The 22441-nt window shown below is 57.9% G+C and carries 18 protein-coding genes and 1 tRNA gene; 10 read left to right on the top strand and 9 right to left on the bottom strand.

Annotation, left to right across the window (positions count from 1 at the left end):
* Nucleotides 1-25 precede the first annotated feature (25 nt).
* Both hpaR and AC2FH8_RS19340 read left to right on the top strand, forming a co-directional pair.
* Nucleotides 26-478, top strand: coding sequence for a homoprotocatechuate degradation operon regulator HpaR (gene hpaR / locus AC2FH8_RS19345; protein WP_281973862.1), 453 nt, complete (start codon nucleotides 26-28; stop codon nucleotides 476-478).
* A gap of 616 nt (nucleotides 479-1094) precedes the next feature.
* Entirely contained in the window at nucleotides 1095-1793 is a 699-nt protein-coding gene (locus AC2FH8_RS19340) for a fumarylacetoacetate hydrolase family protein (RefSeq protein WP_496690506.1), read from the top strand.
* Here AC2FH8_RS19340 and AC2FH8_RS19335 read toward each other — a convergent pair.
* Entirely contained in the window at nucleotides 1786-3000 is a 1215-nt protein-coding gene (locus AC2FH8_RS19335; protein WP_496690505.1) for a winged helix-turn-helix domain-containing protein, read from the bottom strand. The genes AC2FH8_RS19340 and AC2FH8_RS19335 overlap by 8 nt on opposite strands.
* A gap of 3 nt (nucleotides 3001-3003) precedes the next feature.
* Complete coding sequence (locus tag AC2FH8_RS19330) at nucleotides 3004-4029, bottom strand: LacI family DNA-binding transcriptional regulator (RefSeq protein WP_496690504.1); 1026 nt, start codon at nucleotides 4027-4029, stop codon at nucleotides 3004-3006.
* 115 nt (nucleotides 4030-4144) lie between these two features.
* Here AC2FH8_RS19330 and AC2FH8_RS19325 point away from each other — a divergent pair.
* A tRNA-Arg gene (locus tag AC2FH8_RS19325) sits at nucleotides 4145-4221 on the top strand.
* Between the two features lie 431 nt (nucleotides 4222-4652).
* Here AC2FH8_RS19325 and AC2FH8_RS19320 read toward each other — a convergent pair.
* The 4 genes from AC2FH8_RS19320 to AC2FH8_RS19305 all read right to left on the bottom strand — a co-directional run bounded on the left by AC2FH8_RS19320 (nucleotide 4653) and on the right by AC2FH8_RS19305 (nucleotide 9352).
* Nucleotides 4653-4940: an HU family DNA-binding protein gene (locus AC2FH8_RS19320; RefSeq protein ID WP_142637567.1), complete on the bottom strand. Its 288-nt coding sequence runs from the start codon at nucleotides 4938-4940 to the stop codon at nucleotides 4653-4655.
* A 130-nt stretch (nucleotides 4941-5070) separates the two neighbouring features.
* The gene (locus tag AC2FH8_RS19315) at nucleotides 5071-6534 is read right to left on the bottom strand and encodes an AMP nucleosidase (RefSeq protein ID WP_496690503.1); all 1464 of its coding nucleotides are present in this window, start codon (nucleotides 6532-6534) and stop codon (nucleotides 5071-5073) included.
* Nucleotides 6531-8333 (bottom strand): adenine deaminase, encoded by a 1803-nt coding sequence (ade, locus tag AC2FH8_RS19310; protein WP_282027927.1) that lies wholly within the window; start codon nucleotides 8331-8333, stop codon nucleotides 6531-6533. Before ade ends, AC2FH8_RS19315 begins: the two co-directional genes overlap by 4 nt.
* A 143-nt stretch (nucleotides 8334-8476) precedes the next feature.
* Complete coding sequence (locus AC2FH8_RS19305; RefSeq protein ID WP_271952598.1) at nucleotides 8477-9352, bottom strand: LysR family transcriptional regulator; 876 nt, start codon at nucleotides 9350-9352, stop codon at nucleotides 8477-8479.
* A 116-nt stretch (nucleotides 9353-9468) separates the two neighbouring features.
* Here AC2FH8_RS19305 and AC2FH8_RS19300 point away from each other — a divergent pair, with 116 nt between their 5' ends.
* Together AC2FH8_RS19300 and AC2FH8_RS19295 are read left to right on the top strand one after the other, a co-directional pair.
* Complete coding sequence (locus tag AC2FH8_RS19300; protein ID WP_271952596.1) at nucleotides 9469-10224, top strand: class II aldolase and adducin N-terminal domain-containing protein; 756 nt, start codon at nucleotides 9469-9471, stop codon at nucleotides 10222-10224.
* A 12-nt stretch (nucleotides 10225-10236) separates the two neighbouring features.
* The gene (locus AC2FH8_RS19295; protein ID WP_271952593.1) at nucleotides 10237-11226 is read left to right on the top strand and encodes a sterol desaturase family protein; all 990 of its coding nucleotides are present in this window, start codon (nucleotides 10237-10239) and stop codon (nucleotides 11224-11226) included.
* On the opposite strand, the gene AC2FH8_RS19290 is transcribed toward AC2FH8_RS19295, so the two are convergent.
* A complete protein-coding gene (locus tag AC2FH8_RS19290) occupies nucleotides 11223-12164 on the bottom strand; it encodes a GlxA family transcriptional regulator (protein ID WP_496690502.1) in 942 nt (313 codons plus the stop codon). The two genes, AC2FH8_RS19295 and AC2FH8_RS19290, sit on opposite strands and share 4 nt — an antisense overlap.
* 77 nt (nucleotides 12165-12241) lie before the next feature.
* Here AC2FH8_RS19290 and AC2FH8_RS19285 point away from each other — a divergent pair, with 77 nt between their 5' ends.
* Genes AC2FH8_RS19285 through AC2FH8_RS19275 form a run of 3 tightly spaced genes read left to right on the top strand, consistent with a single transcriptional unit; the run spans nucleotide 12242 to nucleotide 16193 of the window.
* Entirely contained in the window at nucleotides 12242-13402 is a 1161-nt protein-coding gene (locus AC2FH8_RS19285; protein WP_496690501.1) for an acyl-CoA dehydrogenase family protein, read from the top strand.
* Complete coding sequence (locus tag AC2FH8_RS19280; RefSeq protein ID WP_496690500.1) at nucleotides 13399-15417, top strand: acetate--CoA ligase family protein; 2019 nt, start codon at nucleotides 13399-13401, stop codon at nucleotides 15415-15417. Before AC2FH8_RS19285 ends, AC2FH8_RS19280 begins: the two co-directional genes overlap by 4 nt.
* Nucleotides 15414-16193 (top strand): carnitinyl-CoA dehydratase, encoded by a 780-nt coding sequence (locus AC2FH8_RS19275; protein ID WP_142637585.1) that lies wholly within the window; start codon nucleotides 15414-15416, stop codon nucleotides 16191-16193. The genes AC2FH8_RS19280 and AC2FH8_RS19275 overlap by 4 nt, the downstream gene beginning before the upstream one ends.
* A gap of 6 nt (nucleotides 16194-16199) precedes the next feature.
* Here the strand turns inward: AC2FH8_RS19275 and AC2FH8_RS19270 are convergent, their stop codons facing one another.
* Nucleotides 16200-16832 (bottom strand): class I SAM-dependent DNA methyltransferase, encoded by a 633-nt coding sequence (locus AC2FH8_RS19270; protein WP_496690499.1) that lies wholly within the window; start codon nucleotides 16830-16832, stop codon nucleotides 16200-16202.
* Between the two features lie 89 nt (nucleotides 16833-16921).
* Between AC2FH8_RS19270 and AC2FH8_RS19265 the strand changes: the two genes are divergently transcribed.
* Entirely contained in the window at nucleotides 16922-17767 is an 846-nt protein-coding gene (locus AC2FH8_RS19265; RefSeq protein WP_496690498.1) for an SDR family oxidoreductase, read from the top strand.
* Nucleotides 17768-17771: 4 nt separating this feature from the next.
* Here AC2FH8_RS19265 and AC2FH8_RS19260 read toward each other — a convergent pair whose 3' ends face one another.
* Nucleotides 17772-19391 carry a GMC family oxidoreductase gene (locus AC2FH8_RS19260; RefSeq protein ID WP_496690497.1) on the bottom strand — a complete coding sequence of 540 codons (1620 nt, stop codon included), beginning with the start codon at nucleotides 19389-19391 and terminating at the stop codon, nucleotides 17772-17774.
* 428 nt (nucleotides 19392-19819) lie between these two features.
* Between AC2FH8_RS19260 and katG the strand changes: the two genes are divergently transcribed.
* Nucleotides 19820-22021 (top strand): catalase/peroxidase HPI, encoded by a 2202-nt coding sequence (gene katG / locus AC2FH8_RS19255; RefSeq protein WP_496690496.1) that lies wholly within the window; start codon nucleotides 19820-19822, stop codon nucleotides 22019-22021.
* The last annotated feature ends 420 nt before the right edge of the window (nucleotides 22022-22441 follow it).

Genomic DNA, 22441 nt, shown 5'->3' with positions numbered 1-22441 from the left:
GAACCGAATTCGGCCAGAATTTAACATGGCTCATGAAATTCCATTGACGTCCCGGTCTTTGCCTATTGCGCTGCTGCGCGCGAGGGAACGGGTTATGGGGCCTATCCGTAGAATGCTTGTCGAAGCGGGCGTAACCGAACAGCAATGGCGAGTTCTGCGGGTGCTGGAAGAGGAAGGCCCTCAAGAGCCCACGCATATTGCTGACCGTGCCTGTCTGCTTTTGCCCAGCCTGACCCGCATTCTGCAAAAGCTTGAGGCCAAGGGCCTTGTCGTGCGGAAAAGCCATCCGGTCGACAAGCGCAGGCAGATTGTTGAGATCACGGTCAAAGGGGCAGGGATTATCCGGGATAACATCGACTATACGTTGCTTTTGGCTGAAGAAATCCGCAACACGCTGGGACCAGAGCGGCATGAGGCGTTGCTGGATCTTCTCAACGATCTGCACGAGTTGAAATTACAATCAGATTCTCGGGACTAACAGTGTGTGGGCCCCGCCAGAGGGCCTTTGTGACCTCTCTGGCGGAGTGGCCAGGCCCGAGTGGACCATGTGCCTGGCCTACAGCCGGATACGAGGGGTGTTCAAACGATCCGGCAACGTTTCAGAGAACATCAGACCCCGAAAATCGGGGTTTCTCAGGCGCAAACTTACCCAGGGGGATGGGTGTTTGGCCGTGGTCCTCTGAATACTCGCACCCGGATTTCAGCGATTTCTGCCGTCCACGCGGGTGTCTTCGCAAGAAGGCGGAGGATTGGTGGTCCGCCGCCTTTGTGAGTGGTGACGTCTCAGTGCTGAACGCTTTCTGTTAGCAATAAGCTAGCGCGATACAGCAGTTTTCCAAGGTTTGACGGCTAAAATCTGAATGAGCTGTCGCAGTGTTTTCAGTCGCATGTTGAAAGTAAGCCCAGCGCCATAAGTAGCCATGTCTGCGAATTTTGAAACACGCGCAGGCTTACCGGTTCGATTTGGGCAAGCCTGTGCCGAATCATCCCCGAATTGTCGGCAAAAACCGGCGTGCGGGTTTCCAAGGATTGCGACTTGCTCTGGTTTATGCCCTTTAATATCCACTTTAACTAACCTGTGTTATGGCGGCATGATGATGGGTAGCCTGTTCTCTATTCCTGATCCGATCGCTTTGCCGGTTACCGGCGAGGACGACACATACCCGGTTGGGCGAATCTTTTGTGTGGGCAGGAACTATGCCGCACATGCGGCTGAAATGGGACATGAGGTCGACCGTGAGGCCCCTTTCTATTTCACCAAGGCCGCTGCAAACGCGGTCCTGTCTGGGGTGACGACGGCTTACCCTCCGGGGACCGAAAATTTCCACCATGAGATGGAGCTGGCTGTTGCAATCGGAAAGCCGGTTTTTCAAGCTGATACTTCTCAGGTGCAGGAAGCGGTGTTTGGCTTTGGCTGCGCCCTGGACATGACCCGACGTGATCTGCAAATTCGCGAGCGCAACAAACAGCGCCCTTGGGATCTTGGAAAAGATTTCGAGAATGCAGCCGTATTTGCCCCTCTGACCCGCGTGAGCGATTGGCAACCCGACCCGCAAAAACGCATCATTTTGCGCGTTAATGGCGAAACCCGGCAGGACGCAACCTTGGATGAGCTGATCTGGTCGATTGACGAGATCATAAGTCACTTGTCCGGCTATTATCATCTGCGACCAGGGGATTTGATCCTGACCGGAACGCCGGCTGGTGTAGGACCGGTTCAGCCCGGAGATTCACTGGAGGGGGAGATTGACGGGTTGCTGCCGGTCAAATTGAGTATATCAGACCCTAAATAGGGTCTTTTTGCCAATTCTCGGCAAATTCTATGTCATCCAACCCGGCAAAGCGACGAACCCGGTCCAGTTCGGCCTGTAGGCGGCGCGTGCGGGCATCTGACCACCGTACTGTTCGTTCTGGCCACAGGGCGCTGACCCGCAGCACCGACTGATCGCGATGGGCCTTCATGTCGATCCGGCCAATCAGCCGGTCGCCTTCGAGAAGCGGGAAAACATAATAGCCATAGGTGCGTTTCGGGGCGGGGACAAACACCTCGATCCGGTAGTGAAACCCAAACAGCCGCTGCGCACGGTCACGGTCACGCAGCATGGGGTCAAACGGGCTCAGCACTCTGATCCGACCCGGCGCTGGGGGGATCTGCGCGGCCTGTTCCGCGATTCCTGGACGTGCGAACAGCTTTCTGGCCTGGCCATTGGCGCATACGATCTCGATCTCTTCGACATGGCCTTCGGTCAAGGCGGTTTTGCACCAGTCTCGCGCCTCAGCTGCGCTGACCGTGTCCCAAAACGCCGCCAATTCGCCCGAAGTCGCAAACCCAAGCCGGTCAAGTGCCGCATGGCACAGCCAATCCACGGTATGTTCGGCGTCACAAGGCATATTGCCGGGGCAAAGATGCGTCTCGATCACCCGCTCGGTCAGGTCATAGCGTTTCTGGAACCCCTGCCTGCCGATCACGGTCAGCGCGCCCGAGCGCCAGAGGAATTCAAGCGCGGTTTTCGACGGGTGCCAATCCCACCATCCGCCGGAGCCTTTCTTTTCGTCTTTTCCCACATCCGATGACGAAACCGGCCCATGATCGCGTATATGCTGCAATACGGTTTCAAATTGCTGCTCGAACCCATCGCGACGCCAGTTTTTCCAGCGCGATTTCAGCAGGTCAGCGTCGCGCTGAAACCGTAGATGCCAATGGGGGTAGAACTCCATCGGAATGACTGCGGCATCATGAGTCCAATGTTCGAACAGCCCACGGTCACGTTCATACACATGCTTGAGGTTTTTGGCGCGATAGGCGGGCCTGCGCGAAAACAGGATCATGTCATGGGCGCGGGCGACCGTGTTGATACTGTCCAGCTGAACAAATCCCAGACGCCTGATCAATTCAAGCAGGTCATGCCCTTTCGCAGCCCCGGACGGCTGTTCTGCCAGCGCGTGCCGGTCCATGAACAGGGCGCGGGCCGCCCGATTGTTCAGCCTTTGCATCGCCATGGGTCAGCGGCGTTTCAGCGTATCGCCATAACTGATCTTGGGGGTCAGAGTTATGCGGTTTTCGACCTCGGAAGCGGGATCGGAAAGCTGAACGGCGATTATCTCGGCTGCCTTGCGCCCAATCTCGTGTCGACATGCATCCATTGTGGCCAGCTTGCGCGGCAGACCCTGTAACAGTTCGACATTGTTGAACCCTGCCAAACCGATCTGGCCTGGAATGTCTATCCCCTGGTCCAACAGATACAGCAACCCGCCAGCACCAATCATGTCGTTGGAATAATACAGGAAATCCAAATCCGGTGAGCGTTCCAACATGGCTTGAGTCATCTCGCGGCCTTTGGCCAAGGCCGAGCCCCCGGAATAAAACTCGCGGTCTTCGATCTCGATCCCATGCTTGCCCAGCACTTCGGTAAAGCCTTCGAACCGTTTCCGGGCGCGGTGATCCAGGGGCATTTTGGTGCCCATAAAGCCGATATGTTCATAGCCCGCTTTCAGGATCGCCTGTGCCATCTCACGCCCAGCGCGGCGATGGGAAATCCCGACCATCGCGTCCACCGGCTTACCATCGGTGTCCATGATCTCGACCACCGGAATCCCCGCCGAATCCAGCATGGCGCGTGCGGCATCGGTATGTTCCAATCCGGCGATGATCACGCCCGAGGGCCGCCACGAGAGCATCTCGTACAGGACTTTTTCCTCTTTTTCGGGCAAATAATCGGTGACGCCGACCACTGGCTGTAGCTCGGTATCCTCAAGAATCTGATTGATCCCGGTCAGCACCTCGGGGAACACCATGTTCGACAGCGACGGGATGATCACCGCCACAAGGTTCACCCGGCTTGAGGCAAGCGCACCAGCGATTTTGTTCGGCACGTATCCCAGTTCTTTTGCTGCGGCCAGAACGCGTGTGCGGGTCGCATCCGACACGTCACCCCGATTGCGCAGAACCCGGCTGACCGTCATCTCAGACACTCCGGACGCTTCAGAAACATCACGAAGGGTGAGTGGGCGTTTGTTTTCTGTGGTCACGGGATGCACCTGCGTTGTTGTTTTGTCCGATGGTAGCGTGAACAGGACGCATTTTACAACTGCCCTTCAAAGCCGATGACAACCCGAAAAAACCACGCTACAGAGAGTTTTGCGCGGCCCCGTGGCTCAACTGGATAGAGCAGCCCCCTCCTAAGGGGCAGGTTGCAGGTTCGAATCCTGCCGGGGTCGCCAAGATATCTAATGAAATCATTTATTTTCAATACTTTAGACAGTTCACTCGCTTCGAAAGGTGACACATGACTAAAAATTGGTTCGGATGAGCCAATCAAAATATCCATCGCCGAGAATGAATTTCTTTTTGGGGCGAGTGCGGCAAAACAAATTACTGGTCCGAAAGTCGACCGGATATTGTCCGTTCTTGTTCTGTGACGGGGCCAGCCTCGCGAATTTGTGGCATTCGCCAGCTTAGGCCACCGGTCCTGTTGCGCACCCAGCTAATGAGCGCGGCGCTAGATTTATTCTTCGCTGATCTCAGATTGCATAACACCAGGCTGACCACGGCCGGCCTCCCAAAGCCTTACAAAAAACTGGCTTCAATAGGGGGGTAAAAGAAAAAGGGCCCCCAAGCGGCGGCCCTTGATCGTTTTGCAGTGAAAGCTGGATCAGCCGTTCACGCTGTCCTTTAGCGCCTTCGCAATGGTCATTTTGACCACTTTGTCGGCTTCTTTCTTGAACTGCTCGCCGGTGGCAGGGTTACGCACCATGCGCTCGGGGCGCTCGCGACAGTAGATTTTGCCGACACCAGGCAGGGTCACCGCGCCGCCCGCCGACACTTCGCGGGTGATCAGGCCGGTCATGGCCTCCAGCGCAGTGTTCGCAGCTTTCTTGTCGGTTCCCATTTCCTCAGCGAGAGCAGCAACCAGCTGAGTCTTTGTCATAGGCTTTGCCATTTCTTGGTCTCCTTAACGTGCCCGATAAATAGGGCCTCACCGCGTAACTGTAACGGGATATTGTAGGTGAACACAACGAATAGTAGCGTCGAAAACCCTAAAAATAGGGGGAATTCGTTGCTTTTTTGCTTCAGAGAAAGGCCGTTTCATCAAAGGAACGCAATTTCCGGCTGTGCAGGCGCTCCAGCGGCATGCCCCTCAGGTGCTCCATCGCACGAATTCCGATCGCGAGATGGCGGCTGACCTGCGTGGTATAGAAGGCAGAGGCCATGCCAGGAAGCTTTAATTCGCCGTGCAGCGGCTTGTCTGAAACACAGAGCAACGTGCCATAGGGAACACGGAACCGATAACCGTTGGCGGCAATGGTCGCGCTTTCCATATCCAGCGCGATTGCCCGTGATTGGCTGAGCCGCTGTACCGGGCCGGACTGGTCGCGCAGTTCCCAGTTGCGGTTATCGACCGAAGCGACGGTGCCTGTGCGCATGACCCGTTTCAGCTCATAACCTTCCAGCTCGGTGACCTCGGCTACAGCTTGTTCCAGCGCAACCTGAACTTCGGCCAAAGGAGGAATCGGCACCCAGACCGGCAGATCATCATCCAGAACCTTGTCTTCGCGCAGATAGGCATGGGCCAGAACAAAATCGCCCAATGCCTGTGTGTTGCGCAGCCCGGCACAGTGGCCAACCATCAGCCAGGCATGCGGGCGTAGCACTGCGATATGATCGGTCGCGGTTTTGGCGTTCGACGGTCCGACGCCGATATTGACCAGCGTGATACCCGATCCATCCGCCCGCTTTAGGTGATAGGTCGGCATCTGCGGCAGCTTCAGGGGTTGTTCCAGCACTCCGCCTTCGGTGGTGATCTCGACATTTCCGGTCGAGACAAAGCTGGTATAGCCACTGTCTGGTTCGGCCAGCTGCGCGCGTGCATAGTTTTCGAATTCCGAGACGTAGAACTGATAGTTGGTGAACAGCACATGGTTCTGGAAATGACTGGGATCAGTCGCAGTGTAATGCGCCAGCCGGGCCAGTGAATAGTCGACCCTTTGCGCAGTAAACAAAGACAGCGGGCCATCTTCTTCCTCGTGGTCATGGACGCCATTGACGATGTCGTCATGGGTGGTTGTCAGGTCTGGTACGTCGAATACATCGCGCAGGGTAAATCCGGCGGCGCCCTGATGCGGAACGATCAGATCAGGATTGTTGGCCACGGCGAAATGAACCGGAATGGGTGTGTCCGAAGCCCTGATCGTGACCGGCTGGTCATGGTTTCTGATCAACAGGGCAATCTGTTGGGTCAAATAGGACCGGAACAGATCTGGCCGCGTTACAGTGGTCGAGTGGATGCCCGGTTCCGAGACGTGACCAAAACTTAGCCGGCTGTCGACCCGCGCATAGGAGGAGGTTTTGATGCGAATTTCCGGGTAATAGGCTCTGAAGCGTTCAGTTGGTGCTCCGTGCTCGATCACATTGGCAAAGTTCTCGCACAGGAAGCTGGTGGCTTGCTCGTACAGTTCTTCCAACCTTGCGACCGCGGCTGCGGGATCGGTGAAGTTCTCGGGCGCGGGGGCCTTAGGTGCTCGTATTATTGTCATGCAAGGGGTTCCAAAAGATCGATCTTTTCAAATTTGCGCACATCCACCAGCCCGACATCCGAGATCCGCAATTCAGGGATCACCACCAGGGCCAGCAATGAGTGCTGCATATAGGCGTTGTTCAGTTTACAGCCACAGGCCTGCATCGCCCGAACCATTTGTTCGGCCTTGGCGGCCACTTCGGCTGCCGGGCTATCAGACATCAGTCCAGCGATGGGCAATTCCACCAGCGCCAGTTCCTCACCGTCTCGGAAAATGGTGATGCCACCGCCGATCTCGGCCAGCCGATTTGCGGCAAGGGCCATCTGTTCGCGGTCGGTCCCAACAACAATCATATGGTGACTGTCATGGGCCACGGTCGAAGCCATTGCCATGCGCCCCTGATATCCAAACCCCGAGACAAAGGCATTTGTGACCCCGCCCGTTGCGCGGTGGCGTTCGACAAGCGCAATCTGGCAGACCTCACCCTCGGCTTCAACCAGGCCGCCAATGATGGGCAGTTCGGCCTTTAGCGCTTTGGTCGGGGCCTGGTTTTCGACCACACCAATCACATTGGCCTGAACGCGGTTCGCCCCCTTAGGGGCCTCGATCTGAAAATCCGCGCTGGTCAGGGCATGGCCCAGATGCACGGTGTTTCGAGCGGCAGCAGGCCAATTCAGATGCGGGCAGTCCGCGGTGATCTTGCCGTCCTCAGCCACGATTTGGCCGCGCGCTATGACAAGCTCGATGGGCAGGTCCTTCAGGTCCGAGCTGAGGATGATATCCGCCCGGCGCCCGGGCGTGATCGAGCCGATATCGCGTTCCAACCCGAAATGCGTGGCTGTGTTGATGGTCGCCATCTGCAACGCGATCAACGGATCACAGCCGCAGGCAATCGCATGGCGCACCACGCGGTTCATATGCCCTTCATTGACCAGGGTACCAGAATGGCAATCATCCGTGCACAGGATGAAGTTGCGCGGATCCAGCCCTTTCTCGGTGATGGCGGTGATCTGAGTTTCCACGTCATACCAGGCCGATCCCAATCGCATCATCGACCGCATCCCTTGACGCACCCGCGCGATGGCATCGGCCTCGCAGGTGCCTTCGTGGTCGTCGGCAGGGCCGCCTGCGACATAAGCTGCGAAATCAGGCCCTAAATCAGGCGAAGCATAGTGCCCGCCAACGGTTTTCCCTGCCCGTTGGGTCGCGGCAATCTCGGCCAGCATCACGGGATCACCATTGATCACCCCAGGGAAATTCATCATCTCACCCAGCCCGATGATGCCCGGCCAGCTCATTGCTTCGGCAACGTCCTCGGCGGTGATCTCATAACCGGTGGTCTCAAGCCCCGGCGCCGATGGCGCGCAAGAGGGCATCTGGGTGAAAATGTTAACGGGCTGCATCAGCGCCTCGTCATGCATCATACGAACGCCGTCCAGCCCCAGGACGTTGGCTATTTCGTGCGGGTCAGTGAACATGCTTGTCGTGCCATGAGGGATAACGGCCCCCGCAAATTCGGCCGGGGTCAGCATTCCTGATTCGATATGCATATGCCCGTCGCACAGGCCGGGCAGCATATACCGCCCCTCTGCCTCGATGATCCGGGTGTTCGGGCCGACGCAGTGCGAAGCATCAGGGCCAACATAGGCGATACGTCCATCGACAATCGCGATGTCATGATCGGGCAGGGCTTCGCGGCTGTGCACGTTAACCCAGATCCCGCTACGGACAACAAGGTCAGCGGCTTGACGCCCTGCGGCGACAGCGATCAGACGGGGGGCGGTATCGGGCCAGCTTGGGAAAGGTGTGAATTCCATGGCCCAACTTTCCCGAACGCACGGAAAGGTGCAACCCCTGCTCGGCAGTTATCATGATTCCGTCATGCAGCGCGTCAGCGCTGTTGTGCCTAGCCCCGTGAAGGTCCCGTAAGAGCCGCTATGTTAGGCAGGAGAGCCACAGCCTAGCCAGAGAACGTTTTCGCAATCTCGCGCCGGACCCATTCGGCAAAGGCAATCGCTCCAGGTGACTCTTCTGCCTGAGGCGACAGCAACAGGTAATAGGCCTCTGGCACAACTGCGCGATATTCGAATGGTGCAACCAATCGACCTTCATCAATCAAGTCGCGCGCGATTGTGTCATGTGTCAGGCACAAGCCACCCCCGGCCATCGCAACCGACAGGCTGACCAGATAGGTGGTGGAATATGTGATTGGAGGATTTTCCCAAATTAGACCCTGATCTTCGATCCAATTCTGCCAATTCGACAGCAGGTTTGAGCAGTCATACAAAGGGGTTCGCTGTAGTGTATCCAGCGACACCTCATAGCCCGGCGCGCAAACCGGATAATAATGATCGGATCGCAGCAGTTCGGTTCGCACCGTGTCCGAAGGTCTGAGCGAAAATCGAATTTCTACCGCAGCCCCCTCCGCCATTTCCCGGGGCTCCCACAACTCGGTGAATATGTTCAGCTGTACAGACGGGTGTTCGGCCTGAAACATTGGAAGGCGGGGGGCCAGCCAGTTGACCGCAAAAGTGATGTTGCATTGTACCTGCACCGCGTTCTGCTGGGCCCCGGTCACGGCCCGCGTTCCGCGCAGTAATGTGCGAAATGCCTCACGCACGACAGGGAGATAGCTGATCCCGGCCCCGGTCAGTTCAAGTGCGCGGGGACGGCGCAGGAAAAGCGGTTGGCCAAGATAGGCCTCAAGCGACTTGATTTGCTGGCTGACTGCACTTTGTGTCATGTTCAGGTCGCGCGCTGCAGCGGTAAAGGACAGGTGGCGGGCCGCGGCCTCGAAAGTCCGAAGCCAACCCAACGGGGGCAGCTGTTTTTGCATGGGCATAACCTGGCCATTAGTTCAGCTTATGAAATAGGCGCGATTTTTTCGTTGGTCAATTTTTTCTACTGCGGGCACGATTTTCCAATCAAGCAATCCGCTGACAGGAGACGGAAATGAGCGTTGCCAGCTTGCGCCCCAATATTGACCATTGGCCTGAACGTGTGGATTTGGCGGCCACATTTCGATGGGCTGAACGTCTGAATATGCACGAAGGGGTCGCAAACCATTTTAGCTTGGCGGTGAATCAGGACGGCACGCAATTCTTGATGAACGCCAATCAGATGCATTTTGCACGAGTCAAAGCATCGAACCTGCTATTTCTGGATGCCAAAGACGCTGATGTCATGACCCAACCCGGCGCACCGGACCCAACTGCCTGGGGCCTGCATGGTTCGATTCACCGGCACTGTCCTCATGCCCGCTGTGTAATGCATGTGCATTCCATCTTTGCCACGGTTCTGGCCTCGTTGGCCGACAGCACATTGCCGCCGATCGATCAGAACACCACTACGTTTTACAACCGTTATGTGGTCGATCACGAATTTGGTGGACTTGCTTTCGAAAGCGAGGGGGAACGTTGCGCAACCATGCTGGCAGACCCAAAAAAGAAAGTCATGATCATGGGTAATCATGGGGTTTTGATTTTGGGCAGTAACCCGGCAGATGCCTTTAATAGACTCTACTATTTCGAGCGCGCTGCTGAAACGTATATCCGTGCCTTACAGACGGGCCAACCCCTGCGCGTTTTGTCAGACGAGATTGCGGAAAAGACAGCTCAGGAGTTGGAAGAATATCCCGATCAGGCCGAGGCACATTTGCGTGAGATCAAGGCCCTGTTGGATGCCGAAGGCTCGGATTACGCAAGCTGACGAGAGACCGTGATGCCGGACACTGACCAAAATCCCGAGGCCGCCCGCTGGAATTACCACCCCGATGGGCCTGTGGCTTTGAACCCGCTGTTTAACTGGCCGCCCCGCCTGTCTGCAGTGTTGAAATGGTATGGTGGTGCATGGCTTCAGGTCACTGCCCTGACCCTGTGCCTGGGGCTTGCGGTGGTGGCCTATGTGCTGTTTTTCCCGGGTTTAGAGACGATGAAGACCTTCCAGCCCGGCTGGATGTTCCGAATCTGGTTGCTGAACATGGTGCCTCAGATTCTGGTCGCGGGCGGGCTGCATTGGTGGCTGTACATGCGCAAAGGGCAGGGCATGTACAAGAAGTTCGACCGCCGGGATCTGACCCGGGACAACGGGACCTTCACCTTTCGCAATCAGGTCTGGGACAATATCTGGTGGACCCTGGGCAGCGCCATGAGTGTCGCCACGATTTACCAATGGGGGATCTATTGGGCGATGGCAAATGGCTATGTCCCCACGGTCACATGGTCCGCCGCACCGGTCTGGTTTGTGATCTGGATGTCGCTAATCCCCATGTGGTCGGGGCTGCATTTCTATTGGGTGCATCGGCTGGAACATCACCCCAAGCTGTATAAACATGTCCACGCGGTGCATCACCGCAACGTCAATATCGGGCCGTGGTCGGGGATATCAAATCACTGGTTTGAGAACCTGTTGTACTTCACCACCTATTTCATCCACCTGATCGTGCCGTCGCACCCGATACATTTGTTATTCCACGCCTATTTCCAGCAGGTCAGCCCGGTTCTGTCCCATTCCGGGTTCGAAAAGCTGAAAGCCGGGGAGACCGAGGCCGCCCGCGCAGGCGATTTTTTCCACCAGCTGCATCACCGGTATTTCGAGTGCAACTATGGCACCTCAGAGATCCCGTTCGACAAGTGGTTTGGCACCTATCATGACGGCTCAGCCGAGGCGACGACGCGCACGCGGGCTTATAAAAAGCAGATGTATACCTAGCCGACCCGTAGGGCACGGGGGGTGATCCCGAATTCGGCTCGGAAGGCGCGGGTCAGGGCGCTGGGATCATCGTATCCGGCCCGCAGGGCGATCTCGCTGACAGTCAGGTCGGTTTCTGCCACCAGCTTCCGCGCTAAATTCAGGCGCAAGCGGCGATAGACCTGGGCCGGACCCGCACCCAGTTCGGATTGCATCCTTGTGGACAATGCCTTGTGCGAGCGTCCGACCTGTCGGGCGATATCCGTAATGGGCAGCGGAGTTTCAAGATTCTCCTGCATCAGCGCCAGAGCCTTGTTTACATAGCCGGTAGTCGCCCCAGCCCCTCCGGAATGCGACCGAGCGGAATCACGGGTCATGAACAACTGCGCGACTTCCAGTGCCAGTGCCTGCCCGTGGTCATGACCGATCAGATGCAACACAAGATCGAAAGCTGCCATGGCGCCGGAACAGGTAATGCGATTCCGGTCTAAGACATACCGCTCGCGCCGGGCGTCGATCTCGGGGAACCGCTCGGTAAAGCCGGTCAGCTCTTCCCAATGGATGGTGGCGCGATACCCGTCCAGCAGTCCGGCCAGCGCCAGCAGCCAGCTTCCGGTGTCCAGCCCAGCCAGAACGTCATAGCGATTTGCGGCGGATCGCAATCCGGTCAGCGTCGGCCAGCCGCCATGCGCGCGAAACCCATATGATGGCATCACCATCAATGTACCGCCGCGGGCAGATTGCAGTCTTGCGTGCGGCGTAACCTGCAACCCCGAGGATGATGTGACCGGCCCTTCTGTCAGCGACAGGAATTCCCAGTCATACAGTTTTCTTCCAGCCAGCGAATTGGCCGCGCGCAGGGGTTCGACCGTGTTGGCAAGGCAATGGTTTGAAAACCCATCAAAAAGCAGAACCCCGAATTGCTGCATCGCGGCAGGCGATTTTGTCCATCTTCGCATGGTTAACGTCTATTTCTGCACGATGAACTTTGCAACCCGGGCCACGATATCGCAAGCCCCAGATGTGGAGACCGCAGATGCAATATGGCCTGACCGACGAGCAAGAGATGATCGCCGCGACTGTTCGCAGTTTCGTCGAGAAAGAGATCTATCCACATGAAGAGCTGGTTGAACGTACCGGCGAGGTTCCGCAGGAAATAGCGGATGAGATCAAGCGCAAGACAATTGAATTGGGTTTCTATGCCTGCAATTTTCCCGAAAGCGTCGGATGTGCCGGGCTGAACCATCGGGAATTTGCACTGGTCGAGCGCGAACTGGGCCGGGGATCGATGGCCTTGAACCACTTCTTTGGCCGTCCGCAAAACATCCTGATGGCCTGCGAGGGCGAGCAAGTCGAACGCTATCTGATGCCCGCAGTTCGGGGCGAAAGGATGGATGCACTGGCGATGACCGAACCAGGTGCAGGTTCGGATGTGCGTGGTATGAAATGTGCCGCAGTTCGAGACGGCGGAGATTGGGTCGTCAACGGGACCAAACATTTCATCTCGGGCGCGGAGCATGCCGATTTCATCATCGTTTTCATCGCGACGGGTGAAGATCAGACGCCAAAAGGTCCAAAGAAACGGATCACAGCCTTTCTTGTGGATCGCGGCACGCCGGGATTCACCATCCGGGACGGGTATAAATCGGTCAGCCACCGGGGCTATAAGAACATGGTCCTGGATTTTGACGATTGTCGCCTGCCCGACAGTCAGGTGTTGGGCGAGGTCGATGGCGGGTTCGAGGTGATGAATACCTGGCTATATGCCACCCGCATCACCGTGGCGACCATGTCGGTCGGACGCGCACGTCGCGCCTTTGACTATGCGCTGGACTATGCAGCCACGCGTGAACAATTCGGTCAGAAAATCGGCAAGTTCCAGGGCGTGTCATTCCAGATCGCCGATATGATCACCGAAATCGATGCCGCTGACCTGTTGACGCTGGCAGCGGCCGACCGGCTGGACAAAGGGCTGCCTGCAAACCGCGAGATTGCCTCGGCCAAGCTCTATGCGTCCGAAATGCTGGCACGGGTGACTGACGCCGCGATTCAGGTACATGGCGGCATGGGGCTGATGGACGATTACCCGCTGGAACGGTTCTGGCGCGATGCGCGTGTCGAACGCATCTGGGACGGTACCAGCGAGATTCAGCGTCACATCATCAGTCGTGAGCTGTTGCGGGCACTTGGCGCATGACAACGGCGCTGGCACGGGCGTTGAACCCCAGCTCCATTGCTGTGATCGGTGGTGGGGCTTGGTGCGCGTCAGTCATTCAACAGGCGCGCAAGTTCGGGTTTCAGGGCGATATCTGGCCGGTCCATCCCAAAGCCGCCGAGGTCGCCGGAGAGCGCGTTTTTGCGCGGCTCGAGGATTTGCCCACGGCCCCGGATGTGGCCTTTGTGGGCATCAATCGTCATGCAACAATCGAGGCGGTTCAGGCGCTGGCAGCGATCGGGGCAGGGGGTGCGGTTTGTTTCGCGTCGGGGTTCACCGAGGCGCGAGCCGAGGATGATCTGGGCGCCGATCTGCAGGACCAGTTGATTGCAGCCGCCGGGGAAATGCCTGTTCTGGGTCCCAATTGCTATGGTTTCGTCAACGGGCTGGATCAAGTCGCAGTCTGGCCGGATCAGCATGGGATGCAACCGGTGGAACGAGGCGTAGCGATCCTGACGCAAAGTTCGAATATTGCAATCAACATGACCATGCAACGCCGGGCCCTACCGCTGGCGTTCATGTTGACCTGCGGGAATCAGGCGCAGACACATCAGGCTGACGTTGCCTCAACACTTCTGGACGACGACCGGATCACCGCTATCGGTGTTCATATCGAGGGGTTTGGCGATCTGCGAAAATGGGAGGCTTTGGCCGACAAGGCACGCAGACGGGGCGTATCGGTCGTTGCTTTGAAAATGGGCCGCTCGTCCCATGCGCAGGCGGCGACGATTTCGCATACCGCGTCTTTGGCAGGTGGTGATGCGGGCGCGCAGGCGTTTCTGGACCGGTTGGGAATCGCACGGTTGGACGACATTCCCAGCTTTTTGGAATGTCTCAAGCTGTTGCATGTTACGGGGCGATTGCGCGGCAGCGGGTTGGGTACCATCAGCTGCTCGGGCGGTGAGGCCAGCCTAGCCGCAGATATGTCCGAGGGGCGCGATCTGCATTTCCCGCCATTGACCAAGGTGCAGCAAGCTGACCTGCGCGCAGCTTTGGGGCCCATGGTGGCGTTGGCGAACCCGCTGGACTACCACACCTATATATGGCGCGATACCAAAGCGATGACCCGCGCGTGGTCGGCGATGACCGGGCCGGAACAAGCCATTACCATTGCGATTGTCGACTATCCTCATACCGACGCATCGGATTGGGAATGTGCCACCCAAGCGGCGTTGAACTGCGCCGCCCAAACCGGGCGACCTTTTGCCGTTGCCGCGACCCTACCAGAACTTTTGCCAGAGGAAGTGGCGCAGCGCCTGCTGGTCGGCGGTGTGGTGCCTTTTGCCGGTCTGCATGAAGCCTTGGCTGCGGTTGAGGCCGCCGCGCGGCCGGTTGCGGCACCGGCTGATCCGGTACTGTTGCCCTCGCAGGCTGAGGCAAACCATGTCTTGACCGAAGCAGAGGCCAAACGGGCGCTGGCAGATCATGGTCTGCGGATTCCTCAATCCGTAGTGACGCGTCCGGACAAGGCTGCGCATGCTGCATCGAATCTGACGGCTCCATTCGCGGTCAAGGGCGTCGGGCTTGCGCATAAATCCGAACACGGTGCGGTGCGCCTTGGCGTCGGCTTGGACGATCTGAGCGCGGTTGCGACCGAGCTTGGAACCGACGAAGTTCTGATCGAAGAGATGGCCCAAGGCGGTGTTGCCGAGTTATTGATCGGCGTCACCCGTGATCCGGCCCATGGCTATGTTCTGACGCTAGGGGCTGGAGGCGTGCTGACCGAAATTCTGCGCGACAGTGTTTCAGTGCTGATCCCGTCATCCCGGGACGTGGTCCGTCAGGCGCTGGGCAAGCTGAACTGTGCGCCGTTGCTTGCGGGGTATCGCGGTAAACCGGCGGCGGATACCGAGGCGATCCTGAATGCAGCCGAGGCTGTGCAAGCCTATGTTATTGCCAATGCAGCCCATGTCAGCGAAGTTGAAATCAATCCACTCATCTGCAATCCCGATGGCGCTGTGGCCGTGGATGCTCTGATCCGAAAGGCACGTATATGAACCCGGTTAAAACCAAGCGCGATGGCGCGATTCTGCAGGTCACTCTGGACCGACCCAAGGCAAATGCCATTGATCTGGCCACCAGCCGGGTCATGGGTGAAGTGTTCCGCGAATTCCGCGATGATCCTGAGTTGCGCGTGGCCATCCTGACCGGTGGTGGCGAAAAGTTCTTTTGCCCGGGGTGGGACCTGAAGGCCGCCGCGGACGGAGACGCCGTGGACGGAGATTATGGAGTCGGCGGTTTTGGCGGGCTGCAGGAATTGCGGGATATGAACAAGCCTGTCATCGCCGCGGTGAACGGGATTGCCTGTGGTGGAGGGCTGGAACTGGCGCTGAGTGCGGATATGATCATCGCTGCAGAGCATGCCAGCTTTGCCCTGCCCGAAATCCGGTCGGGCACCGTGGCCGATGCGGCCAGTGTAAAGCTGCCAAAACGCATCCCCTACCATATCGCGATGGAACTGCTGCTGACTGGCCGCTGGTTCGATCCGGTTGAGGCAAAAGGTTGGGGCCTGATCAACGAGATCGTCCCAGGTGATCAGCTTTTAGACCGGGCATGGGAACTGGCCCGTTTATTGGCCAGCGGCCCCCCGCTGGTTTACGCGGCGATCAAAGAGATCGTGCGCGACGCCGAAGATTCCAAGTTTCAGGATGCCATGAACCGGATCACCGGGCGGCAGTTGCCGACGGTGGACATTCTATATGGTTCTGAAGACAACCTCGAAGGCGCGCGCGCCTTTGCCGAGAAACGCGACCCGGTCTGGAAAGGGCGCTGAGCGGGTTCAGATCTTCTCGAACATTGCGATAAGGGCGGTATCGTCCCGGTTGGGCCCGGTAGCCAGGTCGCCGTAGATTCGAACTTCGGGCAGGGACAGGTTTTGTATCTGCCCATGGGCAAGCTGGTGCAGTGCGTCAGCAAATCCCAGAGATTCGTAGTGTTTCGCGTTAATCGACAGAGCGAATTGCGCGCCTGTCCGGGCCACGTTCAACAGCGCGGGCAGGGCCTCGGGGCCGAGATGGCCATGGGTAAATGTGCCCGAGGACACAATGCCCGAATAGCTGTCGCGCGGCACCGGGATGCCCTGGTTCAGGTCAGCCTCAATCGCGTCGCGGTAGATGTCTTTGCGCAGGGCCTGATCCAGCATCTCGGCGCTGATATCGGTGGCGTCGATCGGACCAACGCCCAACCCGGCCAGTACCGCACCGCAAAGCCCGGTGCCTGCACCGACATCCAAAACCGGACCCTGTCCCCCGGCGCTGACAAAGGCGCGGGCGGTGTGGATATGCAACTGATAGTCCTCGCGCGCCGCAAAACCGTCATCATAGTCGCCGGCCCATTCGGCATAAAGCCGTTTGTGGTCCTCGGGGCTGTCTAGCGCATAAGCTGCATGCAGGTCTGGCGATTTTGTACTCATGACTCATGAAAGGCGTATGTGGGGATTCGAATCAAGTATCCAGTGGCGGGTGCTTGCATCTTGGACCATTGGCGATCATCAAGAAGGATATGGTTAAGACACTCTTTTCATTCGGTCACGGATATTCGGCGCAGGCCCTGTCGCGGCACATTGAACCGGCGGGTTGGCGCGTATTCGGAACTACGCGCGATCCGGCGCAATCGGGTGCGGTCCGCGCATCCGGTGCCGAACCGGTGATCTGGCCCGGTCAGACGGTTGATTTGGACGGGGTAACACATCTGTTGATTTCGACCGCGCCGAATGCGGGCGGAGATCCGGTGCTGGCGGCGCTTGGCGACAAAATCGCTGACCGCGCAGGTCAGTTCGATTGGGTCGGATACCTTTCCACAACCGCAGTCTATGGGGACCACAAAGGCGGTTGGGTGGACGAGGCGACCCTTCCTTCACCAATGGCCGAGCGCGGCAGGTGGCGCGTCCGGGCCGAGACACAATGGCAAGACATTACGGGCCTGCCCGTCCACATCTTTCGCCTTGCCGGGATATATGGCCCCGGGCGCGGCCCATTTTCCAAACTTAAACGGGTGGGAATGCGCCGCATAATCAAACCGGGGCAGGTGTTCTCGCGCATCCATGTGGCGGACATCGCGCAGGTGCTTGCGGCGTCGATGGCATCGCCGAACCCAGGTGCGATTTACAATGTCTGTGACGATGAGCCGGTGCCGCCACAGGATGTCATCGCCTATGCGGCTGAACTGCAAGGCCTGCCTCTGCCCGCTGCGGTTCCGTTCGACCAGGCCGATATGTCCCCGATGGCCCGAAGTTTCTATAATGAAAACAAGCGGGTCAGGAATGACCGGATCAAGGATGAACTGGGTATCCGGCTTTTGTATCCGGATTACCGCGCTGGACTGCAGGCCCTGATGAAGGACGGCTGAGCCCTTATCGGGCGGTGGCTTTGATCAGGTCCGCGGCTTTCTCGGCGATCATGATGGTTGGGGCGTTGGTGTTTCCCGAAACCAGAGTAGGCATGACCGATGCATCGACCACGCGCAGCCCCTCGATCCCGCGCACACGCAGTTCGGGGTCAACCACGGCCATCGCATCCACACCCATTTTGCAGGTTCCGACCGGGTGATAGATCGTATCTGCGCGAGCGCGAATATGGTGCTCCCAATCCGCATCGGTTTGAGCGTCATCTATGCCGTACATCGCTTTGTACCGGAATTTACTGAAGGCCGGCGCGTGCAGAATGTCTTTGGTCATACGCGCGCCCTTGATCAGCGTGTCCAGATCGCGGTCATCGGACAGGTAAGCCGGATCAATGGCCGGAGCGGCAAAGGGATCGGCGCTGTGCAGCCCGACCGTGCCACGGCTTTCGGGGCGCAATTTGCACACATGGCAGCCGAACCCATAGCCATAATGCAGCTTCCTTGCATGATCATCGGCCAAGGAAATGACAAAGTGCAGCTGGATGTCGGGGCGATCCAAATCCGGGGAGGTTTTCAGAAACGCGGCGCCCTCGGCAAATGGCGTGGCCGCCATCGACTTACCGGTCTTACGCCAGCGCCAAATATGTCCTGCCAAATTCAATGCGGCAGCGGCACCGATGCCGAATGTGTTGGTGTCCCGGGTTTTATAGAGCAGCGTGAAATCCAGATGGTCCTGCAGGTTCTTGCCAACGCCCGGCAGGTCGTGCCGCACCTCGATCCCATGTTTGACCAGATCATCAGCGGCACCAATCCCGGATAGCTGCAACAACTGCGGAGTTTGAAGTGCACCGGCGCAAACCAGAACCTCGCGCCTGACGGAGACAGTGATATCCGCACCTTTGGCCTTTTTCCTGTACACCACGCCGGTGGCCCGCTTTCCTTCAAAGGTCAGCTCTTTGGCATGGGCGTCGGTAATGACCGTCAGGTTCGGGCGGTCCATGACCGGAAAGACATAGGCCGCCGCTGCCGAGCATCGCTCGCCATTCTTCGACGGGTCGTGAAACTGTGTGACCTGATACAGACCAACGCCCTCGTTATCGCCCCGGTTGAAGTCCCGGCTTCGGCGGTGCTGCATCTGTTCGGCAGCTTCAATAAAGGCAAGCGTGATCGGGCGCGGCTGTTTCTGGTTTGACACGTGCAGAGGGCCGCTGTCGCCGTGATGGTCGTCGGCGCCATCTTCGTTATGTTCGGACATCTTGAAATAGGGAAGGACGCTGTCCCAGTCCCAACCGGCACAGCCCAGTTCAGCCCAGCCATCATAGTCCTGACGCTGACCCCGGACGTACAACATTGCGTTAATCGCGCTGGACCCGCCCACCGTCTTGCCGCGCGGCTGATATCCTTTGCGGCCGTTCAGCCCCGGTTGGGCCACGGTTTCAAATGCCCAGTTGTTGATTTTCGGCCGCCCCGGCAGCGAGGCCACTGTTGCCGCGGGCAATCTGGTAAGCATGCCGTTGCCGCCGTTTCCGGCTTCAAGAAGGCAGACACGTATTCCAGGATCTTCGCTCAGACGACCGGCAAGAACCGAACCGGCGGATCCTGCGCCGACAATTACATAGTCAAATTGCATTCAGACTCCAAAAATTTTCGGAACCGGCAGTCAAATACGCCGGTCAATCTGTATTAGGCGCGGATCCGAACAAAAGAACCCGCGCTCGTGTCGTTCATAAAGACAGTGGTCGCATACGGATGAAAAACAAGGGCTGTGGTCTATATGTGACCCAAGGTTATTCAGGGATTTGAAAATTGCTCCGATTGCGCGGGATCCGGGGATGTTCTCTTCATAATTATTTCCTATGGTTTTCATCATTAAACAAAACTTTTATGCATGAATGCAATTTGCTATTTCTGACTAGGTCAGGACTTCAGGAATACCGATACCCTTGCCAGATGCTCAGTGTATTTGGATGGGGAAGACGTGTCTTGAATCTGTGTTCTTGATTACCACGAATTTCACTGCGCAAGATCGCCGGATATTAGCTAGGATTGGAGACCGATATGGACGGAAGTGATAACCCCAAAGCAGGCGGATGCCCTGTGATGCACGGCGCTGGAACCCGTTCCAACCGGGATTGGTGGCCGAACCAGCTAAACCTGTCGATCCTGCACCAGCACGGAGCGGCTTCGAATCCTCTGGGTTCGGATTTCGACTATGCTGAAGAGTTCAAAAAGCTGGATATGAAGGCGCTGAAAGAAGACCTATATGCGCTGATGACGGATTCACAGGAGTGGTGGCCGGCGGATTATGGCCATTATGGTGGTCTGTTCATTCGGATGGCCTGGCATAGTGCAGGCACCTACCGGACGGCAGATGGCCGTGGCGGGGCCTCGACCGGGAACCAGCGTTTTGCGCCGCTCAACAGTTGGCCGGACAACGGTAACCTCGACAAGGCGCGTCGTCTGCTGTGGCCGATCAAGCAAAAATACGGAAACCAGATTTCCTGGGCTGACCTGATGATCCTGGCAGGTAACTGCGCCATTGAATCCATGGGTGGCAAAACCTTTGGTTTTGCCGGCGGCCGTGCCGATATCTGGGCCCCCGAAGAAGACATCTATTGGGGAACCGAGACAGAATGGCTGGCCCCGACCGACAATCCGCAGAGCCGGTATTCCGGTGAGCGCGATCTGGAAAACCCTCTGGCCGCAGTGCAGATGGGCCTGATCTATGTAAACCCTGAAGGTCCGGACGGAGAGCCCAACGTTCTGGCTTCGGGTCGTGACATCCGCGACACCTTTGGCCGGATGGCAATGAATGACGAGGAAACCGTTGCTCTGGTTGCTGGTGGTCACACTTTCGGCAAGGCGCATGGCGCGGGCGATCCCGATCTGGTCGGCCCCGAACCCGAAGCCGCCCCGATCGAAGAGATGGGCTTTGGTTGGATCAACAAGTTTGGGTCCGGCAAGGGTGACGATACCACGACATCGGGGGTCGAGGGCGCCTGGACCGCAAATCCGATCCAATGGGATAACGGCTATTTCGACCTGCTGTTCGGATATGACTGGAACCTGACCAAAAGCCCCTCGGGCGCGTGGATCTGGGAACCGGTGAATGTCAAAGAAGAAGACATGGCCCCGGCGGCGCATGACGCGTCGATGAAGGTCAAAACCATGATGACCACCGCCGACATGGCGATGCGCATGGACCCGATCTATGGTCCGATCTCAAAGCGTTTTCACGAGAACCCGGATGAATTCGCTGACGCTTTCGCCCGGGCATGGTTCAAACTGACCCACCGCGACATGGGCCCGCGCTCGAATTACATCGGCGAGGAATCTCCGGCCGAGGAACTGCTGTGGCAAGACAATGTCCCCGCCGTGGATCACGAGCTGATCGGTGACGCGGATGTGGCCGAGCTGAAGGCTAAGATCGCGGCCACTGGCCTCTCAGTGTCCGAGCTGGTTTCGACCGCATGGGCTTCGGCCTCGACCTTCCGCGGCTCGGACAAGCGCGGCGGTGCCAATGGCGCGCGTATCCGTCTTGCTCCGCAGAAAGACTGGGACGCGAACGAACCGATGAAGCTGGCCAAGGCACTGACCGCGCTTGAGGGCGTTCAGGCGGTGTTCAACGGCGCACAATCCGGGGGCAAGAAAGTGTCTCTGGCCGACGTGATCGTTCTGGCCGGTAATGTGGGTGTCGAACAGGCCGCCAAGGCCGGCGGTCAGGAGGTTGAGGTTCCGTTCACCCCGGGCCGTACCGATGCGACGCAAGATCAAACCGATGTGGACAGCTTTGCCGTGCTCGAGCCCGAGGCCGACGGCTTCCGCAACTATCAGAAGACGGATTATTCGGTTTCGCCCGAAGAGCTTCTGGTCGACAAAGCCCAGCTGCTGACGCTGTCGGCGCCTGAAATGACCGCGCTGGTTGGCGGTCTGCGCGTGATCGGCGCCAATTTTGGTGACACCAAGCATGGTGTGTTGACCGACCGCGTCGGCACGCTCAGCACCGACTTCTTCACCAACCTGCTGGACATGGGCACCGAATGGAAACCCGCGGGCAAAGGCGTCTATGAAGGTCGGGACCGCGCCAGCGGTGAGGTCAAGTGGACCGGTACCCGCGTCGATCTGGTCTTCGGCTCCAACTCGCAGCTGCGGGCTCTGGTCGAGGTCTACGGTCAGGCAGGCGCAGAAGGCAAATTTGTCTGCGACTTCGTCTCGGCCTGGAACAAGGTCATGAATGCAGACAGGTTCGATCTGAAGTAAGCCTGCGACCTTCGCAGAATTTACGCCGTCCGAGGAGACTCGGGCGGCGTTTTGTTTGCCCCGGTTCCGGGCGCATACCCAGCATTGGGTACGATTCCTCCCAGGGGCTGATCTTTCCCCCGTTCCGTGCGTTCCGTTACCGGCTCGGAAGAGAGAATTATTAAGATAACCTGTTGTTTTCATTAACCTATGGAAGTTTCTGTTAAGAATTGCAAAATTTTTTCAGATTGGGGGTTGCAGGTCCCAGACCTAATCCGTAAATACCCCTTCACCGGCGCTGCTGAGGCGCTTGTGACACACTGGAGAGACGGTGGGACGGGTTGGAGAGACGGCCGGACGCATCGGAGAGACGGTGGGCATCTTAGGGAATGATTTAGGCGGGCGCGCTGATGTTATTGGCGCAACGGTCTGATTTTTGGC

It is taken from the genome of Ruegeria sp. CDSC025 (assembly GCF_059610805.1).
The sequence above is the reverse complement of the archived record's forward strand: the minus strand, read 5'-3'. Positions and strand labels throughout refer to the sequence as shown.

What these genes read in the sequence shown, in the direction of transcription:
- AC2FH8_RS19285 (WP_496690501.1), top strand. Translation starts at nt 12,242, where the DNA reads ATGCAATATGGCCTGACCGACGAGCAAGAGATGATCGCCGCGACTGTT.
- AC2FH8_RS19275 (WP_142637585.1), top strand. Translation starts at nt 15,414, where the DNA reads ATGAACCCGGTTAAAACCAAGCGCGATGGCGCGATTCTGCAGGTCACT.
- AC2FH8_RS19340 (WP_496690506.1), top strand. Translation starts at nt 1,095, where the DNA reads ATGATGGGTAGCCTGTTCTCTATTCCTGATCCGATCGCTTTGCCGGTT.
- AC2FH8_RS19315 (WP_496690503.1), bottom strand. Translation starts at nt 6,534, where the DNA reads ATGACAATAATACGAGCACCTAAGGCCCCCGCGCCCGAGAACTTCACC.
- katG (WP_496690496.1), top strand. Translation starts at nt 19,820, where the DNA reads ATGGACGGAAGTGATAACCCCAAAGCAGGCGGATGCCCTGTGATGCAC.
- AC2FH8_RS19290 (WP_496690502.1), bottom strand. Translation starts at nt 12,164, where the DNA reads ATGCGAAGATGGACAAAATCGCCTGCCGCGATGCAGCAATTCGGGGTT.
- AC2FH8_RS19320 (WP_142637567.1), bottom strand. Translation starts at nt 4,940, where the DNA reads ATGGCAAAGCCTATGACAAAGACTCAGCTGGTTGCTGCTCTCGCTGAG.
- AC2FH8_RS19300 (WP_271952596.1), top strand. Translation starts at nt 9,469, where the DNA reads ATGAGCGTTGCCAGCTTGCGCCCCAATATTGACCATTGGCCTGAACGT.
- AC2FH8_RS19270 (WP_496690499.1), bottom strand. Translation starts at nt 16,832, where the DNA reads ATGAGTACAAAATCGCCAGACCTGCATGCAGCTTATGCGCTAGACAGC.
- AC2FH8_RS19280 (WP_496690500.1), top strand. Translation starts at nt 13,399, where the DNA reads ATGACAACGGCGCTGGCACGGGCGTTGAACCCCAGCTCCATTGCTGTG.
- AC2FH8_RS19260 (WP_496690497.1), bottom strand. Translation starts at nt 19,391, where the DNA reads ATGCAATTTGACTATGTAATTGTCGGCGCAGGATCCGCCGGTTCGGTT.
- AC2FH8_RS19335 (WP_496690505.1), bottom strand. Translation starts at nt 3,000, where the DNA reads ATGGCGATGCAAAGGCTGAACAATCGGGCGGCCCGCGCCCTGTTCATG.
- AC2FH8_RS19305 (WP_271952598.1), bottom strand. Translation starts at nt 9,352, where the DNA reads ATGCAAAAACAGCTGCCCCCGTTGGGTTGGCTTCGGACTTTCGAGGCC.
- AC2FH8_RS19295 (WP_271952593.1), top strand. Translation starts at nt 10,237, where the DNA reads ATGCCGGACACTGACCAAAATCCCGAGGCCGCCCGCTGGAATTACCAC.
- ade (WP_282027927.1), bottom strand. Translation starts at nt 8,333, where the DNA reads ATGGAATTCACACCTTTCCCAAGCTGGCCCGATACCGCCCCCCGTCTG.
- hpaR (WP_281973862.1), top strand. Translation starts at nt 26, where the DNA reads ATGGCTCATGAAATTCCATTGACGTCCCGGTCTTTGCCTATTGCGCTG.
- AC2FH8_RS19265 (WP_496690498.1), top strand. Translation starts at nt 16,922, where the DNA reads ATGGTTAAGACACTCTTTTCATTCGGTCACGGATATTCGGCGCAGGCC.